At 68.7% G+C, this 17,816-nt stretch carries 20 protein-coding genes; 10 read left to right on the top strand and 10 right to left on the bottom strand.

The window, feature by feature from the left end:
* Positions 1–4: 4 nt before the first annotated feature.
* From QRN40_RS04240 to QRN40_RS04230, 3 genes are all read right to left on the bottom strand, one after another.
* Entirely contained in the window at positions 5–607 is a 603-nt protein-coding gene (locus tag QRN40_RS04240; protein WP_285114243.1) for a helix-turn-helix domain-containing protein, read from the bottom strand.
* Positions 608–642: 35 nt separating this feature from the next.
* On the bottom strand, positions 643–894 hold the full coding sequence (locus QRN40_RS04235; protein WP_285114242.1) for a CBU_0592 family membrane protein: 252 nt from the start codon (positions 892–894) through the stop codon (positions 643–645).
* Positions 895–1,045: 151 nt separating this feature from the next.
* The gene (locus tag QRN40_RS04230) at positions 1,046–1,378 is read right to left on the bottom strand and encodes a hypothetical protein (protein WP_285114241.1); all 333 of its coding nucleotides are present in this window, start codon (positions 1,376–1,378) and stop codon (positions 1,046–1,048) included.
* Positions 1,379–1,604: 226 nt separating this feature from the next.
* On the opposite strand from QRN40_RS04230, the gene QRN40_RS04225 reads away from it, so the two are divergent.
* Entirely contained in the window at positions 1,605–1,826 is a 222-nt protein-coding gene (locus QRN40_RS04225; RefSeq protein WP_285114240.1) for a hypothetical protein, read from the top strand.
* A 10-nt stretch (positions 1,827–1,836) separates the two neighbouring features.
* Here QRN40_RS04225 and QRN40_RS04220 read toward each other — a convergent pair whose 3' ends face one another.
* Positions 1,837–2,160, bottom strand: coding sequence for a DUF7882 family protein (locus tag QRN40_RS04220; RefSeq protein WP_350224767.1), 324 nt, complete (start codon positions 2,158–2,160; stop codon positions 1,837–1,839).
* 239 nt (positions 2,161–2,399) lie between these two features.
* On the opposite strand from QRN40_RS04220, the gene QRN40_RS04215 reads away from it, so the two are divergent.
* The 3 genes from QRN40_RS04215 (at position 2,400) to QRN40_RS04205 (ending at position 4,242) form a co-directional block, all read left to right on the top strand.
* Positions 2,400–2,750 (top strand): hypothetical protein, encoded by a 351-nt coding sequence (locus QRN40_RS04215; protein WP_285114238.1) that lies wholly within the window; start codon positions 2,400–2,402, stop codon positions 2,748–2,750.
* Between the two features lie 72 nt (positions 2,751–2,822).
* Positions 2,823–3,548: a GAF and ANTAR domain-containing protein gene (locus QRN40_RS04210; RefSeq protein ID WP_285114237.1), complete on the top strand. Its 726-nt coding sequence runs from the start codon at positions 2,823–2,825 to the stop codon at positions 3,546–3,548.
* Positions 3,532–4,242, top strand: coding sequence for a GAF and ANTAR domain-containing protein (locus QRN40_RS04205; protein WP_285114236.1), 711 nt, complete (start codon positions 3,532–3,534; stop codon positions 4,240–4,242). The genes QRN40_RS04210 and QRN40_RS04205 overlap by 17 nt, the downstream gene beginning before the upstream one ends.
* 9 nt (positions 4,243–4,251) lie before the next feature.
* On the opposite strand, the gene QRN40_RS04200 is transcribed toward QRN40_RS04205, so the two are convergent.
* A complete protein-coding gene (locus QRN40_RS04200) occupies positions 4,252–4,578 on the bottom strand; it encodes a DUF7882 family protein (RefSeq protein WP_285114235.1) in 327 nt (108 codons plus the stop codon).
* A 37-nt stretch (positions 4,579–4,615) separates the two neighbouring features.
* On the bottom strand, positions 4,616–4,981 hold the full coding sequence (locus tag QRN40_RS04195) for an META domain-containing protein (protein ID WP_285114234.1): 366 nt from the start codon (positions 4,979–4,981) through the stop codon (positions 4,616–4,618).
* Positions 4,982–5,106: 125 nt separating this feature from the next.
* On the opposite strand from QRN40_RS04195, the gene QRN40_RS04190 reads away from it, so the two are divergent.
* From QRN40_RS04190 to QRN40_RS04165, 6 genes are all read left to right on the top strand, one after another.
* Positions 5,107–7,449 (top strand): arylsulfatase, encoded by a 2,343-nt coding sequence (locus QRN40_RS04190; RefSeq protein ID WP_285114233.1) that lies wholly within the window; start codon positions 5,107–5,109, stop codon positions 7,447–7,449.
* Positions 7,450–7,590: 141 nt separating this feature from the next.
* A complete protein-coding gene (locus tag QRN40_RS04185) occupies positions 7,591–9,039 on the top strand; it encodes a basic amino acid/polyamine antiporter (RefSeq protein ID WP_285114232.1) in 1,449 nt (482 codons plus the stop codon).
* Between the two features lie 19 nt (positions 9,040–9,058).
* Positions 9,059–10,315 carry an arginine deiminase gene (locus tag QRN40_RS04180; RefSeq protein ID WP_285114231.1) on the top strand — a complete coding sequence of 419 codons (1,257 nt, stop codon included), beginning with the start codon at positions 9,059–9,061 and terminating at the stop codon, positions 10,313–10,315.
* Between the two features lie 32 nt (positions 10,316–10,347).
* Positions 10,348–11,169, top strand: coding sequence for a M55 family metallopeptidase (locus tag QRN40_RS04175; protein WP_285114230.1), 822 nt, complete (start codon positions 10,348–10,350; stop codon positions 11,167–11,169).
* An 11-nt stretch (positions 11,170–11,180) separates the two neighbouring features.
* Positions 11,181–12,080 (top strand): ribokinase, encoded by a 900-nt coding sequence (locus QRN40_RS04170; protein ID WP_285114229.1) that lies wholly within the window; start codon positions 11,181–11,183, stop codon positions 12,078–12,080.
* Positions 12,081–12,147: 67 nt separating this feature from the next.
* A complete protein-coding gene (locus QRN40_RS04165; RefSeq protein ID WP_285114228.1) occupies positions 12,148–12,351 on the top strand; it encodes a three-helix bundle dimerization domain-containing protein in 204 nt (67 codons plus the stop codon).
* 29 nt (positions 12,352–12,380) lie between these two features.
* On the opposite strand, the gene QRN40_RS04160 is transcribed toward QRN40_RS04165, so the two are convergent.
* The 4 genes from QRN40_RS04160 to melA form a co-directional block, all read right to left on the bottom strand.
* Positions 12,381–13,289 (bottom strand): alpha/beta fold hydrolase, encoded by a 909-nt coding sequence (locus QRN40_RS04160; protein WP_285114227.1) that lies wholly within the window; start codon positions 13,287–13,289, stop codon positions 12,381–12,383.
* A gap of 196 nt (positions 13,290–13,485) precedes the next feature.
* Positions 13,486–14,823 (bottom strand): FGGY-family carbohydrate kinase, encoded by a 1,338-nt coding sequence (locus QRN40_RS04155; RefSeq protein ID WP_285117436.1) that lies wholly within the window; start codon positions 14,821–14,823, stop codon positions 13,486–13,488.
* A 40-nt stretch (positions 14,824–14,863) separates the two neighbouring features.
* Positions 14,864–16,483 (bottom strand): hexose kinase, encoded by a 1,620-nt coding sequence (locus tag QRN40_RS04150; protein ID WP_285114226.1) that lies wholly within the window; start codon positions 16,481–16,483, stop codon positions 14,864–14,866.
* Positions 16,484–16,494: 11 nt separating this feature from the next.
* Positions 16,495–17,793, bottom strand: a complete 1,299-nt coding sequence (melA, locus tag QRN40_RS04145) for an alpha-galactosidase (RefSeq protein ID WP_285114225.1) — start codon at positions 17,791–17,793, stop codon at positions 16,495–16,497.
* Between the last annotated feature and the right edge of the window lie 23 nt (positions 17,794–17,816).

Below are 17,816 nucleotides of genomic sequence, written 5' to 3'. Positions count from 1 at the left end.
GTGATCAGGCATTCGGCGTCTCCGCCCTGCGTACGCCGACTCCGGGTTCGAAGACGGCGAGTGAGAACCGCGCCGGCCCCGGATGGGGGTTGGCGTACGAATGGCCGATGTCGCCGTCGAACGTCAACGCGTCGCCGGCCTGGAGGTCGAAGCCCTCGTGGCCGACCGCCACCGTGATCGCACCCGACTGGACCTGCAGCAATTCGCGAGTGCCGCCTGTGTGGGCCTGGCTGTCGTGGCGTTCGCCGGGCATCAGAGTCCAGTCCCACAGTTCGACCACGTCCGGGGGCTCCGTCCCCGCGACCAGTACGCCTTTCCCCCCGAGTTCGCCCGTCCACAGTGCGGCACCCTCGCCGGCGCGCGTGAGCCTTCCCGTGCGCGGAGCCGGCGGTTCGACGAGCGCGGGCAAGCCGACCCCCAGAGCGTCCGACAGCCGCAACAGCGTGCCGACGCTCGGGTTGACCCCGCCCTGCTCGACGTTCACCAGCATCCGGCGGCTCACGCCGGCGAGTTCAGCGAGCTGGTCGAGTGTCCAGCTTCGCCCTTTGCGCTCCTGCTTCACCCGCACGCCGATCGCACGAGCGAGGGACACCGCGGCTTCATCCATGTAGTGCAGCATAATGCACCATCAGGGCACGCGCGTCAGAGGCGCTTCGCGCGGCGGCGGACCAGCTCTCCCCCCAGTCCGACGACAGAGACGACCGCCCACACTCCCTCGAGCAGCAGAAAGCCCCACTCGCGCCCGACCGCCGCATCGACGGCGAGGACCAGGGATCCCGCCGCGTTGAGCGCGAGATAGAGCGGCGACTTCGGATCGAGCCGGCCGCGCTGGGCCGCTACGAAGGCCGCCAGGATAAGAACCGAACCGAACACCTGGACGAACTGATCCAGCACGAGCACTCTCCTCAGCGTCGTCGTGCTGACTGGGTACGGCGCGTCTCGTCCAGGGGCCGCGCACTCGCGACCGACTCCGCCAGGATCGCACGTCAAGCTGTGCAACGCTGGAACACGAACCGCCGGTCGAGTGACGGGCGGGCCGGGCCCGCTACGGGTTCAGCTGGTCGTCGATCGCCTTGGCGAAGGCCTTGAGTTCGATGGTGTCGCCCTCGTAGACCCTTCCCTGGTCGCCCCAGGCGAGCGCCAGCGTGCCGATCGTGTCGTCGCCGGTCACCTCGGCGCCCTGGAAACCGAGGTGATCGATGACGTCGTCGTGGCTCCCGCTGCTGTGGTCGTCGTCGAGGAAGTAGATCCTGTCCGGGGTCAGAATGAGCCGGCCGGCATGTCGGCCGTCCTCATCCAATCGATCGGCTTCCACTTCTGTGATCTGTTGCTCGCCCGGTGGAAGCCGGTCCGGGTGGCCCTTTCCATGTTCAACCATGACCGCACCCTAGACCGGAAGTCGGGCGGTCGTGAAGCTCGCGCTCGCCGCGGCCCTCCTCTGGCTCTCCTCGCCCGCCGCCACCGCGTCCGCCCCGGCGGCGTTCGGCCCGAAAGGACTGGCGATCTGCACACACCCCCGCGGAGATGCGACGTAGCCTGAAGGGACGGGTAGCTCCCGCGCATCGCCGTCCACTGGACTGTTCCGTCGACGTGGGGCGTTGACGATGACCTTCGCTGAAGTCGTGTGGCGTCGCAATGCAGACAGCATCTGCCCGGGCGGTGGAATCGTGCTGGATGAACTGTTTCCCAATGACACGCCGGCACAAGCGGAAGAGCGAGAGGATCGGGTGTGGGAAACGTTGCGCTCCACCCCCAGGGACGATCCGGACCGGATCCAGAAGGCGCGTGACGCGTATCTGGCGGACCCGGACGAGAACGCCGGGTGACGCGGCTGATTCAGATGCCCCGCTCGTGGGTGGTTCCGTAGACGCTTTCGCCGTGCTGGTCCACAACGACGAGCCCGGTCGAACTGGCGGCGGAGATGCTGAGCTGCTCGATCCAGTGACGGTCGAGCGAGGGCGCCCGGCCCCCCTCGAAACGGAAGCGCAACGGGATGGCGACGTCCAGCCAGACCGTGCTCCGTCCGCTCCCGTTCTCCAGAGGTTCCCGCCAGGTCAGGGCGAAGGACTCTTTTCGGCGCAGTTTGCTGACGATGACCACTTCGAGGTGCGCCAGAACACGGTCGTCGAAGCCGATCTTGGTGGTGCTGTCGTACATCATGTAGCCCAACGGCGTGACCCTTCTCGCGCGTATGGCGCCGGGCGCACTCGCTCCGCACCACGACTTCGCTCACGGTATCGCTCGCCCCGGACTCCCGCACGAGGGTTGCGAAGACAGCGCGATCGTGTCGAGCGCGGCCTGCCGCATCCTGCGCACTCTTGACTTGAATCCTGCACGATGTACCGTGGCCGCATACGCCACCCTGGACCCTGGTCGGCGCCTTATGGGATCGAGGGGTCATGAAGAGCATTTCCGTCGGGGTGCACACGTTACTCACCGGGACCGAGATCGCGGAGGCTGTCCTGCGATTGGGAGTGGCCCTGGCCAGACATCGGGAACTCGACACTGTCGACATCCCTGTCATCGTCGAGGACGGCACAACAGCACGGGCCGGGTTCGCGGTGGGATGGCAGAGCGACACGCTGACCTTGACGGCCCCGCTGCCGGCGGGCGTCGAAGAGCTCGTCGAACCGGGCACCGTCATCGACCTGCTGGATCGGGCGGAGCGGGTCGGATGCGTGCGAGGCCAGGCCTTTCGTGCAGACGACCTGACCGACCAGTGGCCGAATCTGGATCTGGACTGGCCGTGACCGCGACGCCCGGCCGGGGTTGGTTCTCCCGGCCGTAGCGGTACCGTGAGGGTATGAGTCGCGGGTGGCTGTATGGATGAGTCCGAGAGCCGCGGCGCTCCTCGAGCGCAGGACAGCGCCGGGCAGCGCGCGGAGTTCTCCGCGCTCTTCGTGCGTCTGCTTCCGGTCAGCGGCAGCGCCGTCTCCACTGTCGGCGATCTGCTGGGCAGCGAGACCATCTCGGCCAGCGATGCGCAAGCGGCGCGCTTGGACGAGTTGCAGTTCGACCTCGGCGAGGGCCCGTGCTGGGACGCGTTGCGCTACCGGCGACCGATCCTGGAACCGGATCTTCAGACGCGCCCTCGCAGATGGTGGCCGATGTTCAGCCCCGCTGTCTCGCAGGAGGACGTGGGGGCACTGTTCGCCTTCCCGATGCTCGTGGGGTCGTTGAAGATCGGGGCCGTGGACATCTACTCGCGCGAACCCATGTCGCTGACCGACCGGCAGACCGAGCAGGCGGTCGAGTTGACCCAGCGGGTGGCACGGAGTGTCCTCCAATCGGCGTTGCTGCCCCTGGATGAGGAGGAGCAGCGCGACACGGTAGCGCCGAAGTATTCACGCCGGCTCGTGCATCAGGCAACCGGCATGGTGCTGGCGCAGCTGGGGGTGACGGCGGAGGATGCGCACCTCGTGATCCGTGCGCACGCGTTCTCGACCAATCGCACGATGATGGCCGTGTCTCGCGACATCCTCGAGGGCCGGCTCGACTTCTCCGAGCCGGAGAATGCGGGGGAGGGGCGCGATGGCTGCGACCCGTGAGCAGCGATTGCTGCGCGCCTTCGCTGCGTTAGCAGACACCCTGGTGGCCGGTTACGACGTGGTGGACATGCTGCAGAACCTGGTCGACACCTGCAGCGACCTGCTGGGGGCGTCGGCAGCGGGGGTCTTGCTCGCCGACGGAGACGGCGACCTCGATCTGGTGGTCTCCACCAGCGAGGCGAGCCGGCTGGTCGAAGTGATGCAGTTGAGCGCCTACGCGGGTCCCTGCATCGACAGCTACCGGTTCGGCCGGGTGGTGTCCGTCCCGGACATCCGTACGAGCCCCAGCAGCTGGCACGACTTCACCGTCAGAGCGACGGAGCAGGGGTTCCTGGCGATCGACGCCATCCCGCTTCGCCTCCGAGAGAACACGATCGGGACGTTGAACCTGATGCGCACCCAGACGGGTGAGCTGAGCGAAGACGACATGGTCGCTGCGCAGGCGTTCGCGGACGTGGCGACGATCAGCATCCTGCACGAGCGGACGCTGGCGCGGAGCAATGAGGTGCGGGAGCAGCTCCAGCACGCGCTGAACAGCAGAGTGGTGATCGAGCAGGCCAAGGGAGTGATCGCGTACAAGCGCAGCATCGGGATCGAGCAGGCCTTCGAGTTGCTTCGGACGTACGCCCGCAACCACCAGCTCGGGATCGCCGCCGTGGCCAAGGCTGTGGTGGAGCAGAAATTGGAGCTCTAGCCGTCCGGGTCAGTGCCGCTGGGTCCGTGCGGTCACCGGTAGGCCCTGCCGGTCCACGACGACCAGCCCGTGGGAACTCATGGCGCCCCGGGTCAGCTGCTCCAGCCAGTCGCGATCCAGTCGGCCGACGCTCGGGTGCGCGAAACGGAACCTCAGAGGCAGTCCGGTGTCGATCCAGACGCTGGTCCGCCCTCCGCCGTCGTCCTCCGGTTCCTGCCAGCTCAGGGCGAATGACTCCTTGCGCAGGAGCTTGTTGATCACGACGACCTCCACATGGGCGAGGGTGTCGTCGTCGAACTGGACCCGCGCGCTGCTGTCGTATGCCAAGAAACCCACGGTCACCTCCTGACGACGGGTCTTCTGCCGGTCGGTGTCACTTGCGCGGAAGGGTGCCCACCTTCTGACCGCCGTTCGCGTAGATCACCAGGTTGTCGCCCGAGACCTTGGCGGTGCTGGCGCGACTCAACCAGGGGTTGACGCCGTCGCAGGCTTTCAGCGTCGAGGCGAAGGGGCCGAAGGTGAACGTGTCACCGGACACGGACCCCTTGCCCGACATGGCATTGCAGCCGTCCGATCCGGAGAACGTGCCGTCGTCCTTGATGGTCAGGTTCGGTTGTCCCTGGGCTGTGGACCCCCAGCTTCCGGTGAAAGCATCCGAGGCCGACGAGCACCCGCTGAGGGCCAGGACACCGGCCACGATGAGGACGGCGGAGAGACGGAAGCTCTGCGAAGTGCGCATGCGGTCACGGTAACGCCTGGTGCATGCGCAGCGGCAGTACCGAAAAGCCACCTGGTGACTAGCCAGGCGGCAGCCGGGTCAGCGACGATGCGGGCGTTTGGTCTGATTCGCGAGGGGGTTCAGGAATGGCTGACCAGGGTCGCTCTGTGGTCGGGAAGCCGCTTCCGCCGGCCCGCACACTGCCGTTCCCGCCGAAGCGGTCCGGCAGTGTCGCGGGACGCACGATGCAGGAGTCGACGTACTCGCCCCTGCCACCGGAGAAGCACCTGGGTCCGGATGCCCCGAACATCCTGCTGGTTCTCATCGACGACGCCGGCCCCGCTCTGCCGGCGCCGCTCGGAGGCAAGGTGGCGACGCCGACGCTGGAGCGCATTCGCGAGAACGGGATCGGCTTCAACCGCTTCCACACGACCGCCATGTGCTCGCCGACACGCGCATCGCTGCTCACGGGGCGCAACCACCATCGGGTGGGGGCCGGGCAGATCGCCGAACTGGCCAACGACTGGGATGGATACTCCGGCCACATCCCGAAGAGCAGCGCCACCATCGCCGAGGTGCTCGGGCAGTACGGTTACGCGACGGCCGCCTGGGGAAAGTGGCACAACACTCCGGCCGAGGAGACGACGAAGGCCGGCCCGTACGACAACTGGCCGACCGGTGTCGGGTTCGATTACTTCTACGGCTTCCTCGCCGGGGAGGCGTCGCAGTACGAGCCGAACCTCGTGCGCAACACCACCAGCGTGCTGCCCCCGAAGACGCCGGAGGAGGGCTATCACCTCAGCGAGGACATCGCCGAGGACGCCATCTCGTGGCTGCGCGACCACAACGCCCTCGCTCCGGACCAGCCGTTCTTCATGTACTGGGCGACCGGGGCCATCCACGGGCCGCACCACATCATGAAGGAGTGGGCCGACAAGTACGCCGGAGTCTTCGACGACGGCTGGGACGTCTACCGCGAAGAGGCTCTCGCCGGCGCGAAGGCCGCGGGCTGGGTTCCGCAGGACGCCGAGCTCACTCCGCGCCCGGAGTCGTTGCAGGGGTGGGATGAGATCCCCGAGCACCAGCGGCCGTTCCAGCGAAGGCTGATGGAGGTGTGCGCCGGGTTTGGCGAGCATGCCGATGTGCAGGCGGGCCGGGTCATCGACGAGGTCGAGCGGCTCGGGTACCTCGACAACACGATCGTCATCTACATCTGGGGCGACAACGGCTCGTCCGGTGAGGGACAGAACGGCACGATCAGCGAGCTGCTCGCGCAGAATCAGATCCCGACGACGATCGATCAGCACATCGCGGTGCTGGAGGAGATGGGCGGTCTGGACGTGCTCGGCACTCCGCAGGTGGACAATCAGTACCACGCGGCGTGGGCCTGGGCAGGCTCCACCCCGTACCAGGGGATGAAGCTGCTGGCGTCGCACTTCGGCGGAACGCGGAACCCGATGTTCGTCCAGTGGCCGGGACGCATCGAGCACGATCCGGAGCCGCGAACGCAGTTCCACCACGTGATCGACGTCGCGCCGACCCTGTACGAGATCCTCGGGATCTCGCACCCCGAGATGGTGGCGGGCATCCCGCAGGATCCGATCGACGGCGTCAGCCTGGCCTACTCGATCGACGATAAGACCGCCGAGGGCCGGCGGCGCACGCAGTACTTCGAGATCATGGGCAGCCGCTCGATCTACTCCGACGGCTGGATCGCCTCGGCACTCGGCCCGCGCATGCCCTGGGTGCCGGGCGCACCTCCCGGCATCCGCACCTGGACCCCGGATCAGGACACCTGGGAGCTCTACGATCTGGAGCACGACTGGAGCCAGGCGCACGACCTCGCGGCGGAGAATCCGGAAAAGCTGGGGCAGTTGAAAGAGCTGTTCGCCATCGAGGCCGCGCGGAACGACGTTCTGCCGGTCGGCGGCGGTCTGTGGGTGGTGACCATGCATCCGGAGGACCGCATCTCGCCGCCGTACACCGAGTGGGAGTTCTCCGGCGACACGGTGCGGGTGCCGGAGTTCTGCGCACCCGCCCTCGGCACCCGGGCGAACCTGGTGACGATCGAGGCGGAGCTGGGGGAGAAGGCGAACGGCGTGCTCTACAAGCTCGGCGGGGCAGGCGGCGGCCTGACGGCGTACGTCGTGGACGGTGCGCTCACCTACGAGTTCAACCTGTTCCTCATCCAGCGGACGATCATCCGCGCGGATGTGCCGCTCCCGCCCGGCGCTCACACCATCGAGATCGAGACGACCGTGCTCGAGCCGCGGCCGGCGTCACCCCTCCGGATCGACCTACGGGTCGACGGAAGCGCGGTCGGCTCCGGGACGGTGCCGGTGAGCATCCCGCTGCTGTTCTCGGCGAACGACTGCCTCGACATCGGGCGCGCCTATGGCGGGGCGGTGTCGCGCTCCTACATGGACCGCATGCCCTTCCCCTTCGACGGCGAGATCGGGAGAGTGCGGATTGCGTACACCGGCAGGTGAGGCGGGTGTGATCCTCCGGCCGCTCGAGGTGCTTGACCCAGGGACCCGGGCGCGAGTTGAATATGCGCGTCGAACCGCGTCCACGATCCGCCTTCGGGCGGTGGTCGTCCCTTCGGCGAATCACACCCCTGGGGAGGGTTCGTGACACAGACCGATGTAGCCGCACAGCAGCAGGCGCCGGCGGCCAAGCTGTCGATGCTGACGATGACCGGCATGGTCGTCGGGTCCATGGTCGGCGCGGGAGTGTTCACGCTCCCGCGGCGATTCGCCCAGGAGACCGGCGTCGCCGGTTCGTTGATCGCGTGGACGATCGCCGGTGTCGGGATGCTGATGCTGGCGTTCGTGTTCCAGACGCTCGCCAACCGGAAACCGGAACTCGACGCGGGCGTTTACGCGTACGCGAAGGCGGGCTTCGGTCAGTTCCTCGGGTTCTACTCCGCGATCGGCTACTGGGCGAGCGCGTCGATGGGGCTGGTGTTCTACTGGGTGTTCATCATGTCCACCGTGGGGGCGGTCGTGCCCGCGCTCGGCGAGGGCGACAGTCTGCTCGCGATCGGGATCTCGTCGGTCGGCCTGTGGGGGTTCTTCCTGCTGATCCGGCGCGGGATCAAGGAAGCCGCGGTGATCAACCGGATCGTCACGATCGCCAAGATCGTGCCGATCGTCGTCTTCATCCTGCTCTGCCTGTTCGTGCTGAAGCCGCAGGTCTTCGCTGAGAACTGGGGCGGCGCAGACTACGCGGGATCGCTGTTCGACCAGGTGACCGGGACGATGCTGGTCACGGTCTTCGTGTTCCTCGGCGTCGAGGGGGCGAGCGTGTACTCCCGGCACGCGAAACGGCGTGCCGACGTCGGGCGCGCGACGGTGCTGGGCTTCCTGAGCGTGTTCGCGATCTTCGCCTCGGTCACCATCGTCTCGTACGGCATCCTGCCGATGGGGCAGATCGCCGAGCTCCGGCAGCCGTCGATGGGTGGCGTGCTGGCGGCCGCCGTCGGGCCGTGGGGCGCGTGGTTCGTCAGCATCGGATTGATCGTCTCCGTCCTCGGCGCCTACCTGGCGTGGTCGCTGATGGCGGCGGAGGTGCTGTTTGTCGCCGCCAAGGACGACGACATGCCCCGCTTCCTCTCGCGGTCGAACCGATCCGACGTTCCGGTGCCCGCGCTGCTGACGACCGCGATCTTCGTCCAGGTGGTCCTGATCATCACCTACTTCTCACACGACGCGTTCAACCTGGCGCTCGACCTGACGAGCGCGCTGACGCTCATCCCGTTCTTCCTGGTCGCGTGCTACGCGATGAAGCTCGTGCTCACCCGGGAGACGTACCGGGATGCGCCGCGGGGCTGGGGCAGGGAGTTGACGGTCGGCATCCTGGCGACGATCTACACCGCGTATCTGATCTTCGCAGCGGGCCTGACCTTCGTCCTGCTGTCCTTCATCATCTACGCGCCCGCGACGGTGCTGTTCGTCATGGCCCGGCGCGAGCAGGGACGCAGAGTCTTCACCGGCCGCGAGTACGTGATCCTCGCCGTCGCCGTCGTCGGGGCCGTCGCGGCCGTCGTCGCGCTGGTCGTCGGCTGGATCCACATCTGAAGCGTCACGAGGAGGAACGATGACAGACTCACCCGCCGCGCCCGCGTTCGGTGTCCACTCGGAGGTCGGGCAGTTGCGCAAGGTCCTGGTCTGCTCGCCGGGTCTCGCGCACCACCGGCTCACGCCGGGCAACGCCGACGACCTCCTGTTCGACGACGTGATGTGGGTCGACAACGCCATCCGCGACCATGCGGCCTTCGTCGCCGATCTGCGAGGAAACGGCGTGGACGTGGTGGAGCTGCATGAGCTGCTGGCGGACACCGTCACCGACCCGGAAGCGAAGTCGTGGCTGCTCGACCGGAAGATCGTCCCCGCCGAGGTGGGCCTCGGCCTCGTGGAGGGCACGCGCGCCTACCTCGATTCGCTCGCGCCGGCGGATCTCGCCCGCTACCTCATCGGCGGCCTGGCCACCTCCGACCTGCCCGAGGATTACCGCACCGATTATGTGGCGCTCGCCCGCGAATCCACGGGTGTCCGGGAGTACCTCATGCCCCCGCTTCCCAACACCCTCTACACGCGGGACACCACCTGCTGGATCTACGGCGGGGTGACCCTCAACCCCCTGTTTTGGCCGGCACGCCACGACGAGACGCTGCTGATGAAGGCCATCTACGCGTTCCACCCCGACTTCGTGGACGCCACGGTCTGGTGGGGGGACCCGGAGGCGGACTGGGGGCAGGCCACGTTCGAAGGCGGCGATGTGATGCCCGTCGGGAACGGGACCGTACTCATCGGCATGAGCGAGCGCACCTCGCGGCACGCCATCACGCAGGCGGCCGCTGCGCTGTTCGCGCGGAACGCCGCCGAGCGGGTGATCGTCGCGGGGATGCCGAAACTGCGCTCGGCGATGCACCTGGACACCGTGTTCACCTTCGCCGACCGCGACATCGTGACGCTCTACCCGAAGATCATGGATGACGTCCACACCTTCACGCTGCTTCCCGACGACGGCGCCCCCGGCATGCGGGTGATCGACCACGGGTCGACGCCGTTCGTGGAGGTCGTCGCCGACGCCCTCGGGCTCCCCAGCCTGCACGTCGTCGAGACCGCCGGGGACAACTACGAGTCCGAGCGCCAGCAGTGGGACAGCGGCAACAACGCCGTCGCACTCCGGCCCGGCGTGGTCTACGCCTACGACCGCAACACCTCGACCAACGCGCTTTTGCAGAAGGCGGGCGTGGAGGTCATCCCGATCGTCGGTGCGGAACTCGGCCGCGGGCGCGGCGGCGGACACTGCATGACCTGCCCGATCATCCGCGACCCGGTGGAGTTCTGAGGAGTCTCCACCCGGCGTCGTAGTGTGGGCGCATGCGCGTACTGGTGTCGGTCGATATGGAAGGCATCGCCGGGGTCGTCGACCGGTCGGATATCGCCCCGGGCGGCCCAGGCTGGGAACGCGCACGCGAGTTGATGACGGACGAAGCGTCCGCAGCGGTCCGCGGCGTCTTCGCCGCAGACGACGAGGCCGAGGTCACAGTGTGCGACTCTCACGCGAAGGGCCTGAACCTCCTGCCCGACCGGCTGGATCCGCGGGCGCGGCTGATCCGCGGCATCCCGCGCCCGCTGGACATGGTCGCAGGAGTCGACCGTGGGGTCGACGCGGTCCTGCTGATCGGCTATCACGGCCGAGCGGGCCTCGCCGATGCGGTCCTCCCGCACACGCTCAGCGGCCGGACCATTGATTCCGTTCGCATGAACGGCATGGTCCTGGGCGAGGTCGGGTTGAGTGCAGCAGTCGCGAACTCGCACGGTGCGAGAACCGTTCTCGTGACCGGCGACGACGCCGCAACGCGCGAAGCTGCGGAGGTTCTTCCCGGTGTGACGTCGGTGACGGTGAAGCGGGCGCTCGGCGTGCGGGCGGCGGACAGCGTCCATCCGACCGTCGCCTGCGCGCTCATCGAGGCGGCTGTGCCGGACGCGGTCGCGGCCACCGACACCGGCAGCGGACTCGCATTCGACGGTGCGGTGGACCTCGAAGTGGATGTGCGCCTGACGGAGATGATGGAACGGCTCCTCCTCATTCCGGGATCCCAGCGTCGCGGTCCACGCACGTTCGGGTATCCGGACCTGGACCTGTCGACGGCTTACGGCCTGGTCGGCCTGGTGGCGGACATCGCCGAGATCGCCTGACCGAGGCGTCTGTGTCCAGATTCCTCCTCCCCACCCCCGCGGTCGCGGTCGTGGGCTCCGCGAACCTCGACATCGTGGTCCGCGTCGCTCGGGCTCCTCGGGCGGGGGAGACCCTGTTGGGCACCGGATACGAGACGGCTCCCGGGGGGAAGGGGCTGAATCAGGCCCTCGCTGCTGCGGCGGTCGCCGCGACGTCGTTCGTGGGCGCGCTGGGAGACGACGACGCCGGGCGCCGGTTGCTGGACGAGTTGACGGCGCACCGGGTGGATGTCACGCAGGTCGTCACTGCGCCCCAGCCGACAGGAAGGGCCGTCATCTCCGTGACGCCGGACGGTGAGAACTCGATCGTTGTGATTCCGCTGGCGAATTCGGAGCTCACCGGCGGGCAGGTCGAAGCCGCGTTGAACGCACGGATGCCGCAGGTGGTGCTGTGCCAGTGCGAAGTCCCGTCCGAGGCGGTGCGGGCAGCCGCCGGGTGGGCACTGCAGAACGGGGCGCGCTTCATCCTCAACGCGAGTCCGGCCCCCGGGGTGGACCCACGGGTGCTGTCGTCGGCGGATCCCGTGATCGTCAACCTCGAAGAGGCCGCCGTGTTGGTGGACCTGCCTGAGCAGGCGAGTCCGGGCACGATCGCGGAACGGTTACGTCCCCTCGTCCGATCGTCTGTCGTGACCCTGGGTGCCAGGGGTGCGTGGGTGGACGACGGTACGGCCGGCCGGAGCATCGCTCCCGTGGCCGTCGCTGCGGTCGACACGACGGGTGCCGGCGACGCGTTCGCAGGAACGCTCGCTGCAGAACTCGCCGTCGGAAAGGACCTTCTCGACGCGGCACGGTCGGCGAATGCGGCGGCGGCCCGGATCGTCGGTGCGCCGCGATCCGAGCGAGGCCGCAGCCAGGTCATCGACGGCTAGCCGGCGAGACGGCGCGGCCGCCGACCCGCATTCGTCGGCGTTCACTCGGGCATGCAAGACTCCGCTTATGGCAAAGCAACCAACAGACGAGGACACCATCCAGCAGATCGTCGAACGGCTGCAGGAGAAGTTCCCGGATACGCCCCGCGCGGAGATCGAGGACATCGCCCGTGCGGAGTACGGGCAGTATGCGGGGCGCCCGGTGCGGGATTACCTCGCGATCCTCGTCGAGCGCTCCGCGAAGAAGCAGCTCAAGAAGACCGGGAGCTGAGAGAGCCGAGCGGAACCGCGTTCAGCTGGTCATGCGTCTGCCCGGGGCTGGTCGGCTCCGAGGAATTCGATGATCAGTCGGTTCACTCGATCGGCCTCATCGTGGTGGACCCAGTGGGAGGCGCCGTCGATCCGTTCCACACGGACAAGATTCGGCACGTCCTCGGCGTGCGGCTCCGCGAGATCGGCACCGAGGAAGCGGTCCTGCTGCCCCCAGATGACGAGGGTCGGCGTGGCGATGGTCAGGACCTTCTGTTTCGAGCCCAACCGGACGGCCGCGCGGTAGTAGTCGATCATCCCCTTGGCAGCTCCGGGCTGGGACCAGGCCTCGCGGTACCGGTCCAGTTCGTCGTCCGTGTACGGCGGCTGCGCGTCGCGGAGGAAGTGGACGAAGAACTCCCAGTTGTGTCGCTCGGCATGATGTTCCGGGGTGCCCTTCAGTTGGAAGTAGAAGAAGTACCAACTGCGTTCCAATTGGTGCGGGTTCTTCAGACCTTCGTTGAGCTTGCGCGGGTGAGCAGCGTTCAGGATCACGAGGCGGTCGACCACCTCCGGGTGATTCATCGCCAGGGTCCAGGCGATCGACCCGCCCCAGTCGTGCCCGACGACGGGCGCCTTCTCAGCGCCGAGGACGCGGATCAGCTGCTGGATGTCGTGAGCGGGTTTGTCTGCGGTGTACTCGGTGTAGTCGTCGGGCTTCGACGACAGGTTGTAGCCGCGGAGGTCCGGGGCCACCACCCGGTAGCCGGCCTCGACGAGCGGCGCGATCTGCCGTCGCCAGCCGTACCAGAACTCGGGAAAGCCGTGCAGAAGCACGACCAGCGGGCCGGTCCCGGCCTCGACGTAGTGCAATCGCACGCCGTCGCCGACCTCGGCGTAGCCGTCGCGGAGGTCGACCCCGATCCCGAAGGCGGAGAGGTCGGTGGAGTTGTCGTTCATGATGTCGTTCCTTCCCCGGGTGCCGTCGGCATGGTCGGCGCGGCGCATCGGGCGCGGGGCGCCGGGGCCCGGCGCGCCGGGGCCCGAGCTGGCCCTGCCGTGCATCCCGTCGAGAGAGACAGCGATCGGATGCGTGTCTCGTTTCGAGGGAAGGGTACCGCTGAGCAGCCCGCGCGAGACCGCCTGATCTGGCGCGCTAGCGGAGGGTCGACAGCTTCTGCTCGAACCGTGCGTACAGCGCCCCGTACTCGGCGGCTGAGGCGGGGTCGGCGGGCACGCGCTGCAGGGCCGACGGGCGGCCCTCGGTTCCGGTGGCCACCCTCTCGCAGAGCAGCGCGGCGCCGAGCGCGGGAGCCTCGTCCTCGCTGCTCACCGACAAGGGAGCGACGGCGAGGTTCGCCCGCAGCTGCTGCCAGACAGGACTGGCGGCGGGGATCCCCGACGCGACCACCTCCGTGATGGGTCTGCCGGTGAGGGCGATGAGCTCACGGTCGACCAGCAGCGCAGCGCAGGCGAGACCTTCGAGGAGGGCGCGCAGCAGCGTTCGGCGTCCGGCGTCCGGGGCGAGATCGAACACCGAGCTGCGCACGTCCGTGCCGAATCCGGGGACGACGGTGGTGCCGAGGGAGCCCAGCGGCTCTGCGCGGAGCTCCTCGGCTTCCCGCGCGCGGGAGGACTCGTCGGCCAGACCGAGCAGCCCGGTCCACTGCCGGTACAGGTGGCCCGACGGCAGCTGCCGGTGCAGGTAAAAGTGCTCTCCGTCGACGAACCGACCGGCGCCGACCTGCTCGGGCAGGAGCCCCTGCGGCAACTCGTCCACGATCAGGCAGTGCGCCTCGGAGGTGCCGGCGGATACGTACAGCTGGCCCTCGCTGCGGATGCCGACGGCGAAGGCGCCGCAGAAGTGGTCGTGGCCGCCCAGGACGATAGCGGCGGTGCCCGGGATGCCCCACCGTTCCGCGAGCGGGGATGCGAGCGTCGACACGGCGCTCCCGGCCGGGACCAACGGAGGGAGGAGCGAGGCCGGCCACCCCGTCGCCTCGAAGAGCTGCGGCTGCCAGGTCGCTGCCCCGACGTCGAAGAATCCGGTGCGCGAGGCGTGCGAGTCGTCGATCGCGAAGTCGGAGTCGTCGCCGAGGGCAGCCGCGATGTAGCTGTTCAGCGTCGTGACGCCCCGAACATCCTCCGCCGCATACTGTTCGGAGGCCCAGCGCAGCTTGGACCACGAGAACGACGGGTCGATCCCTTCGCCGCGTGCGGCTTCTGCTGCGACGCCGGTGTACCAGGCGGGCATGGGGGATATGGAACGACCGGATGCGTCCAGCAGCACCATCTCCTCACTGAGCGACGTGATGCCGATCCCGCGAACGGCTCCGCGCTCGGCAGGCGGGAGCCCCTCCAGAAGCCGGTCGATGCACGAGAGCACAGTGGCCACCACGGCGTCCGCGTCGCGGAGATCACCGTGCGGTGTCGGGACGACGGGCGTGGGTTCGGCGATGACCGTGCGCTCCGGAGACTGCGGGTCGTAGAGCAGCGCCTTCGTCCGGTCGTGCCCACGTCGATGCCGATGAACGTCACGATGCCGTCCCTGTCGAGAGCCGGTGGACGACGGTCTGCTTCACCAGTTCGGTCAGCTGAGGGTCGGGCCCGAGGTCCGGGACCAGAACGGCGGCGTTGGCGCTGGCGGCCGCGACAGCGAACCTCAACGCGTCCGGCAGCGGCTCGCCGTCGGCGCATGCCGCCGCGAAAGCGGCGAGGAGGGTGTCGCCGGAGCCCGTGGGGTTCTTGACGATCACCCGTGGAGCTGCGACCTGGATCGCCTCGCTCGCGGTGGCGGCCAGCAGGCCGTCCGCGCCGAGCGTGACGATGACGAGCTCGACGCCCGTCGCCGTGAGCGCGCGCATCGCGCGGAGGAGGCGGTCGCGGTCGGCGTCCATGGCGAGCTGCCGTGGCGCATCGGGCATGATCGCCGCGAACTCCTCGAGGTTGCACTTCAGCGCCCAGGGGCGGGCGGCGGCAGCGCGCACGAGCACGTCGCCTGCCGCATCCACCACCGTTCGGGCGCCGCGCGAATGCGCGAGCTCGACCAGTTCCGCATAGAAGCCCGGGCGGAGTCCGTGCGTGAGGCTGCCGGAGAGGAGCAGGAGGTCGTCGGCGGCCAGGCCGGCGCCGACAGCCCGGACGAGCGCGTCCGCCTCGGCCTCGCTGACCGTCGGCCCGGGTTCGTTGACGACGGTCGCCCCGCCCGTCGCGCCGTCGACGACGATGGTGTTGATCCGCGTCTCTCCCACGATCGTGACGTGACGGTCGTGGATGCCCAGCTCGGCGCATTCCGACCGCAGATACTCTCCGGTCGTGCCGCCGAGGAACCCGTAGAGAGCAACGGGCCGGCCGAGGCGGCGGAGGGCCCGGGCGACAATGAAGCTCTTGCCGCCGGCCCGCGGGCTGCTGACGGTCGCCCGGTTGACCTCGTTCGGGCGGAACTCCGCAATCGCCTCGGTCCTGTCCATCGCCGGGTTGGGGCCGACCACCGAGATCCGCGGTCGGACGCCGTCAGCGTCCCGCGCCTGCTGACCGGCGACCAGCCGGAAGCCGACGAACGGGGCGAAGCCGCGATCGACCAGGGAGACCTCGAACCCCGCCAGGCTCTCCAGCTGCCGCGCGGCCCGGAGCGGTCCGGCATCGACCGGCTCCGCGTCGAGCTGGCGGACGAGGTCGGTGACGGTGCTCTTCGCGTCCTCGTCATCCGAGGCCACGAACACCTGCACCGCGGGGGAGCCGGCGTCGGCGCCCTCGGCGAACCATTCCGCGTAGACCGTGTTGAACGCCTTCACGACTCTCGCCCCTGGGGCGACCGCCGCCAGTCGTTCGCCGAGCGACTCGGAGCCGGCGTACCGGCTCTCGAACGATGGAGGATCGAGCGGGTTGTTGAGGTCGATCACGACGGCGCCGGCGAGGACGTCGGCGAGGGACTCGGCGATCCGCAGAACCTCGGTGTCGTGCAGGGCGAGGATCACCACGTCGGCGCGCGCCGCGAACCGGTAGTCGCCGGCGCCCGCGGCGCCGAGCTCCTCACTCACGGCGCGCGACCGCTCGGGGTCGCGCGAGCCGATGAGCACCTCGTGCCCGGCTCGCACGAGCCGGGCGCCGAGCGCGATGGTCATCGCCCCCGTGCCGAGGATCCCGATTCTCACAGCGTGCTCAATCAGGGAAGCCGGAGCGCCTCGGGGATGAGGTCGCCGTGCGCCTGCAGCAGTTCGTCGCACATGCTCCGGATGTCGTCGATTCCGAGCGTAGCGGCCGTGTTCGGGTCGAGCAGCGCTGCGTGGTAGACGTGGTCGCGGTTGCCCTCGAGGACGGCCTTCACGGTCAGCTCGACCACGTTGAGGAAGGTGCGGTTGAGCGCGACCAGCTGCGGCGGCAGAGCGCCGACGGCCTGCGGGTGCAGCCCGTCCTGGTCGACGATGCCGGGAACCTCGATGCAGCACTCGGCGGGGAGGTTCTCGATGAGTCCGTTGTTCTGCACGTTGACGTAGAGGCTCGCGGGCGCGCCGGTGACGTGGGCCCGGATGAACTCCGACGCCATCTCCGAGGTCGGCTGGAGATCCAGATCGCCCTGCGCCTGCAGCGTCGCGAGGGTCTCGTCGAACTCCTCGATGTTCCGCTCGGACCGGGTGAGGTACTCCCCGACGGGGATGCGGAACCGCTCGATCGCGGCGTCGCTGCGCATCAGCCACGGCACGTACTCGGCGCTGTGCTCGCTGGACTCGGTGGGGAAGTAGCCGAACCGGCGGAAGAGCTCCACACGCACCCGGCGCTGGAGCTCGGGGTCGCCGTCGATGACCTCGCGCAGCCGCGGGTAGAGGTCCTCGCCGTCCCGCTCGAACCGCAGCACGAACGCCTGGTGGTTGAATCCGGCGGTCTCGAACGTGATCTCGTCCTCCGGGACGCCGACCAGTTCCGCGAGGAGGTGGTGGGTGTCGCGCACCGAGTGGCACAGGCCGACGACGCGCGAGAAGGGTGTCCCGGCGGAGACGGCCCACGGGAGCATCGCCATCGGGTTGCTGTAGTTGAGCAGGTACGCGTCGGGGGCCACCTCGGCGAGGTCCTGGCCGATCCCGGTGAGGACGGGGATGGTGCGGAGCCCGCGGAAGATGCCGCCGATGCCGATCGTGTCGCCGATGGTCTGCCGCAGGCCGTAGCGCGCCGGGATGTCGAAGTCCTTGCGGGTCGCGGCGTAGCCTCCGACCTGGATCTCGTTCACCACATAGTCGGCGTCGGCCACCGCCGTCCGGCGATCGAGGCTGGAGGTGACCCGGGCGTCCGCGCCCAGCTGTGCGCTGATCCGCTTCGCCAGTGCATCCGCGTAGCCGAGCCGCTCGGCATCGATGTCGTGGAGGGACAGCTCGAACTCGCCCTGCAGCTCACTGAAGCTGCAGAGATCGGTGACGACGTTGCGGGTGAACTCGACGCTCCCGGCGCCGATGAAGGCTACTTTGACCATTCGGCCAATATCGCACGAGCGCA

This window comes from Leifsonia sp. fls2-241-R2A-40a, assembly GCF_030209575.1.
Taxonomy (GTDB): Bacteria; Actinomycetota; Actinomycetes; order Actinomycetales; family Microbacteriaceae; genus Leifsonia.
The sequence above is the reverse complement of the archived record's forward strand: the minus strand, read 5'-3'. Positions and strand labels throughout refer to the sequence as shown.

Excerpts from the sequence above, each read along its gene's own strand:
- QRN40_RS04160 (WP_285114227.1), bottom strand. The coding sequence starts at position 13,289 with ATGAACGACAACTCCACCGACCTCTCCGCCTTCGGGATCGGGGTCGAC.
- melA (WP_285114225.1), bottom strand. The coding sequence starts at position 17,793 with ATGGTCAAAGTAGCCTTCATCGGCGCCGGGAGCGTCGAGTTCACCCGC.
- QRN40_RS04205 (WP_285114236.1), top strand. The coding sequence starts at position 3,532 with ATGGCTGCGACCCGTGAGCAGCGATTGCTGCGCGCCTTCGCTGCGTTA.
- QRN40_RS04180 (WP_285114231.1), top strand. The coding sequence starts at position 9,059 with ATGACAGACTCACCCGCCGCGCCCGCGTTCGGTGTCCACTCGGAGGTC.
- QRN40_RS04165 (WP_285114228.1), top strand. The coding sequence starts at position 12,148 with ATGGCAAAGCAACCAACAGACGAGGACACCATCCAGCAGATCGTCGAA.
- QRN40_RS04175 (WP_285114230.1), top strand. The coding sequence starts at position 10,348 with ATGCGCGTACTGGTGTCGGTCGATATGGAAGGCATCGCCGGGGTCGTC.
- QRN40_RS04190 (WP_285114233.1), top strand. The coding sequence starts at position 5,107 with ATGGCTGACCAGGGTCGCTCTGTGGTCGGGAAGCCGCTTCCGCCGGCC.
- QRN40_RS04220 (WP_350224767.1), bottom strand. The coding sequence starts at position 2,160 with ATGATGTACGACAGCACCACCAAGATCGGCTTCGACGACCGTGTTCTG.
- QRN40_RS04240 (WP_285114243.1), bottom strand. The coding sequence starts at position 607 with ATGGATGAAGCCGCGGTGTCCCTCGCTCGTGCGATCGGCGTGCGGGTG.
- QRN40_RS04225 (WP_285114240.1), top strand. The coding sequence starts at position 1,605 with ATGACCTTCGCTGAAGTCGTGTGGCGTCGCAATGCAGACAGCATCTGC.
- QRN40_RS04215 (WP_285114238.1), top strand. The coding sequence starts at position 2,400 with ATGAAGAGCATTTCCGTCGGGGTGCACACGTTACTCACCGGGACCGAG.
- QRN40_RS04195 (WP_285114234.1), bottom strand. The coding sequence starts at position 4,981 with ATGCGCACTTCGCAGAGCTTCCGTCTCTCCGCCGTCCTCATCGTGGCC.
- QRN40_RS04230 (WP_285114241.1), bottom strand. The coding sequence starts at position 1,378 with ATGGTTGAACATGGAAAGGGCCACCCGGACCGGCTTCCACCGGGCGAG.
- QRN40_RS04210 (WP_285114237.1), top strand. The coding sequence starts at position 2,823 with ATGGATGAGTCCGAGAGCCGCGGCGCTCCTCGAGCGCAGGACAGCGCC.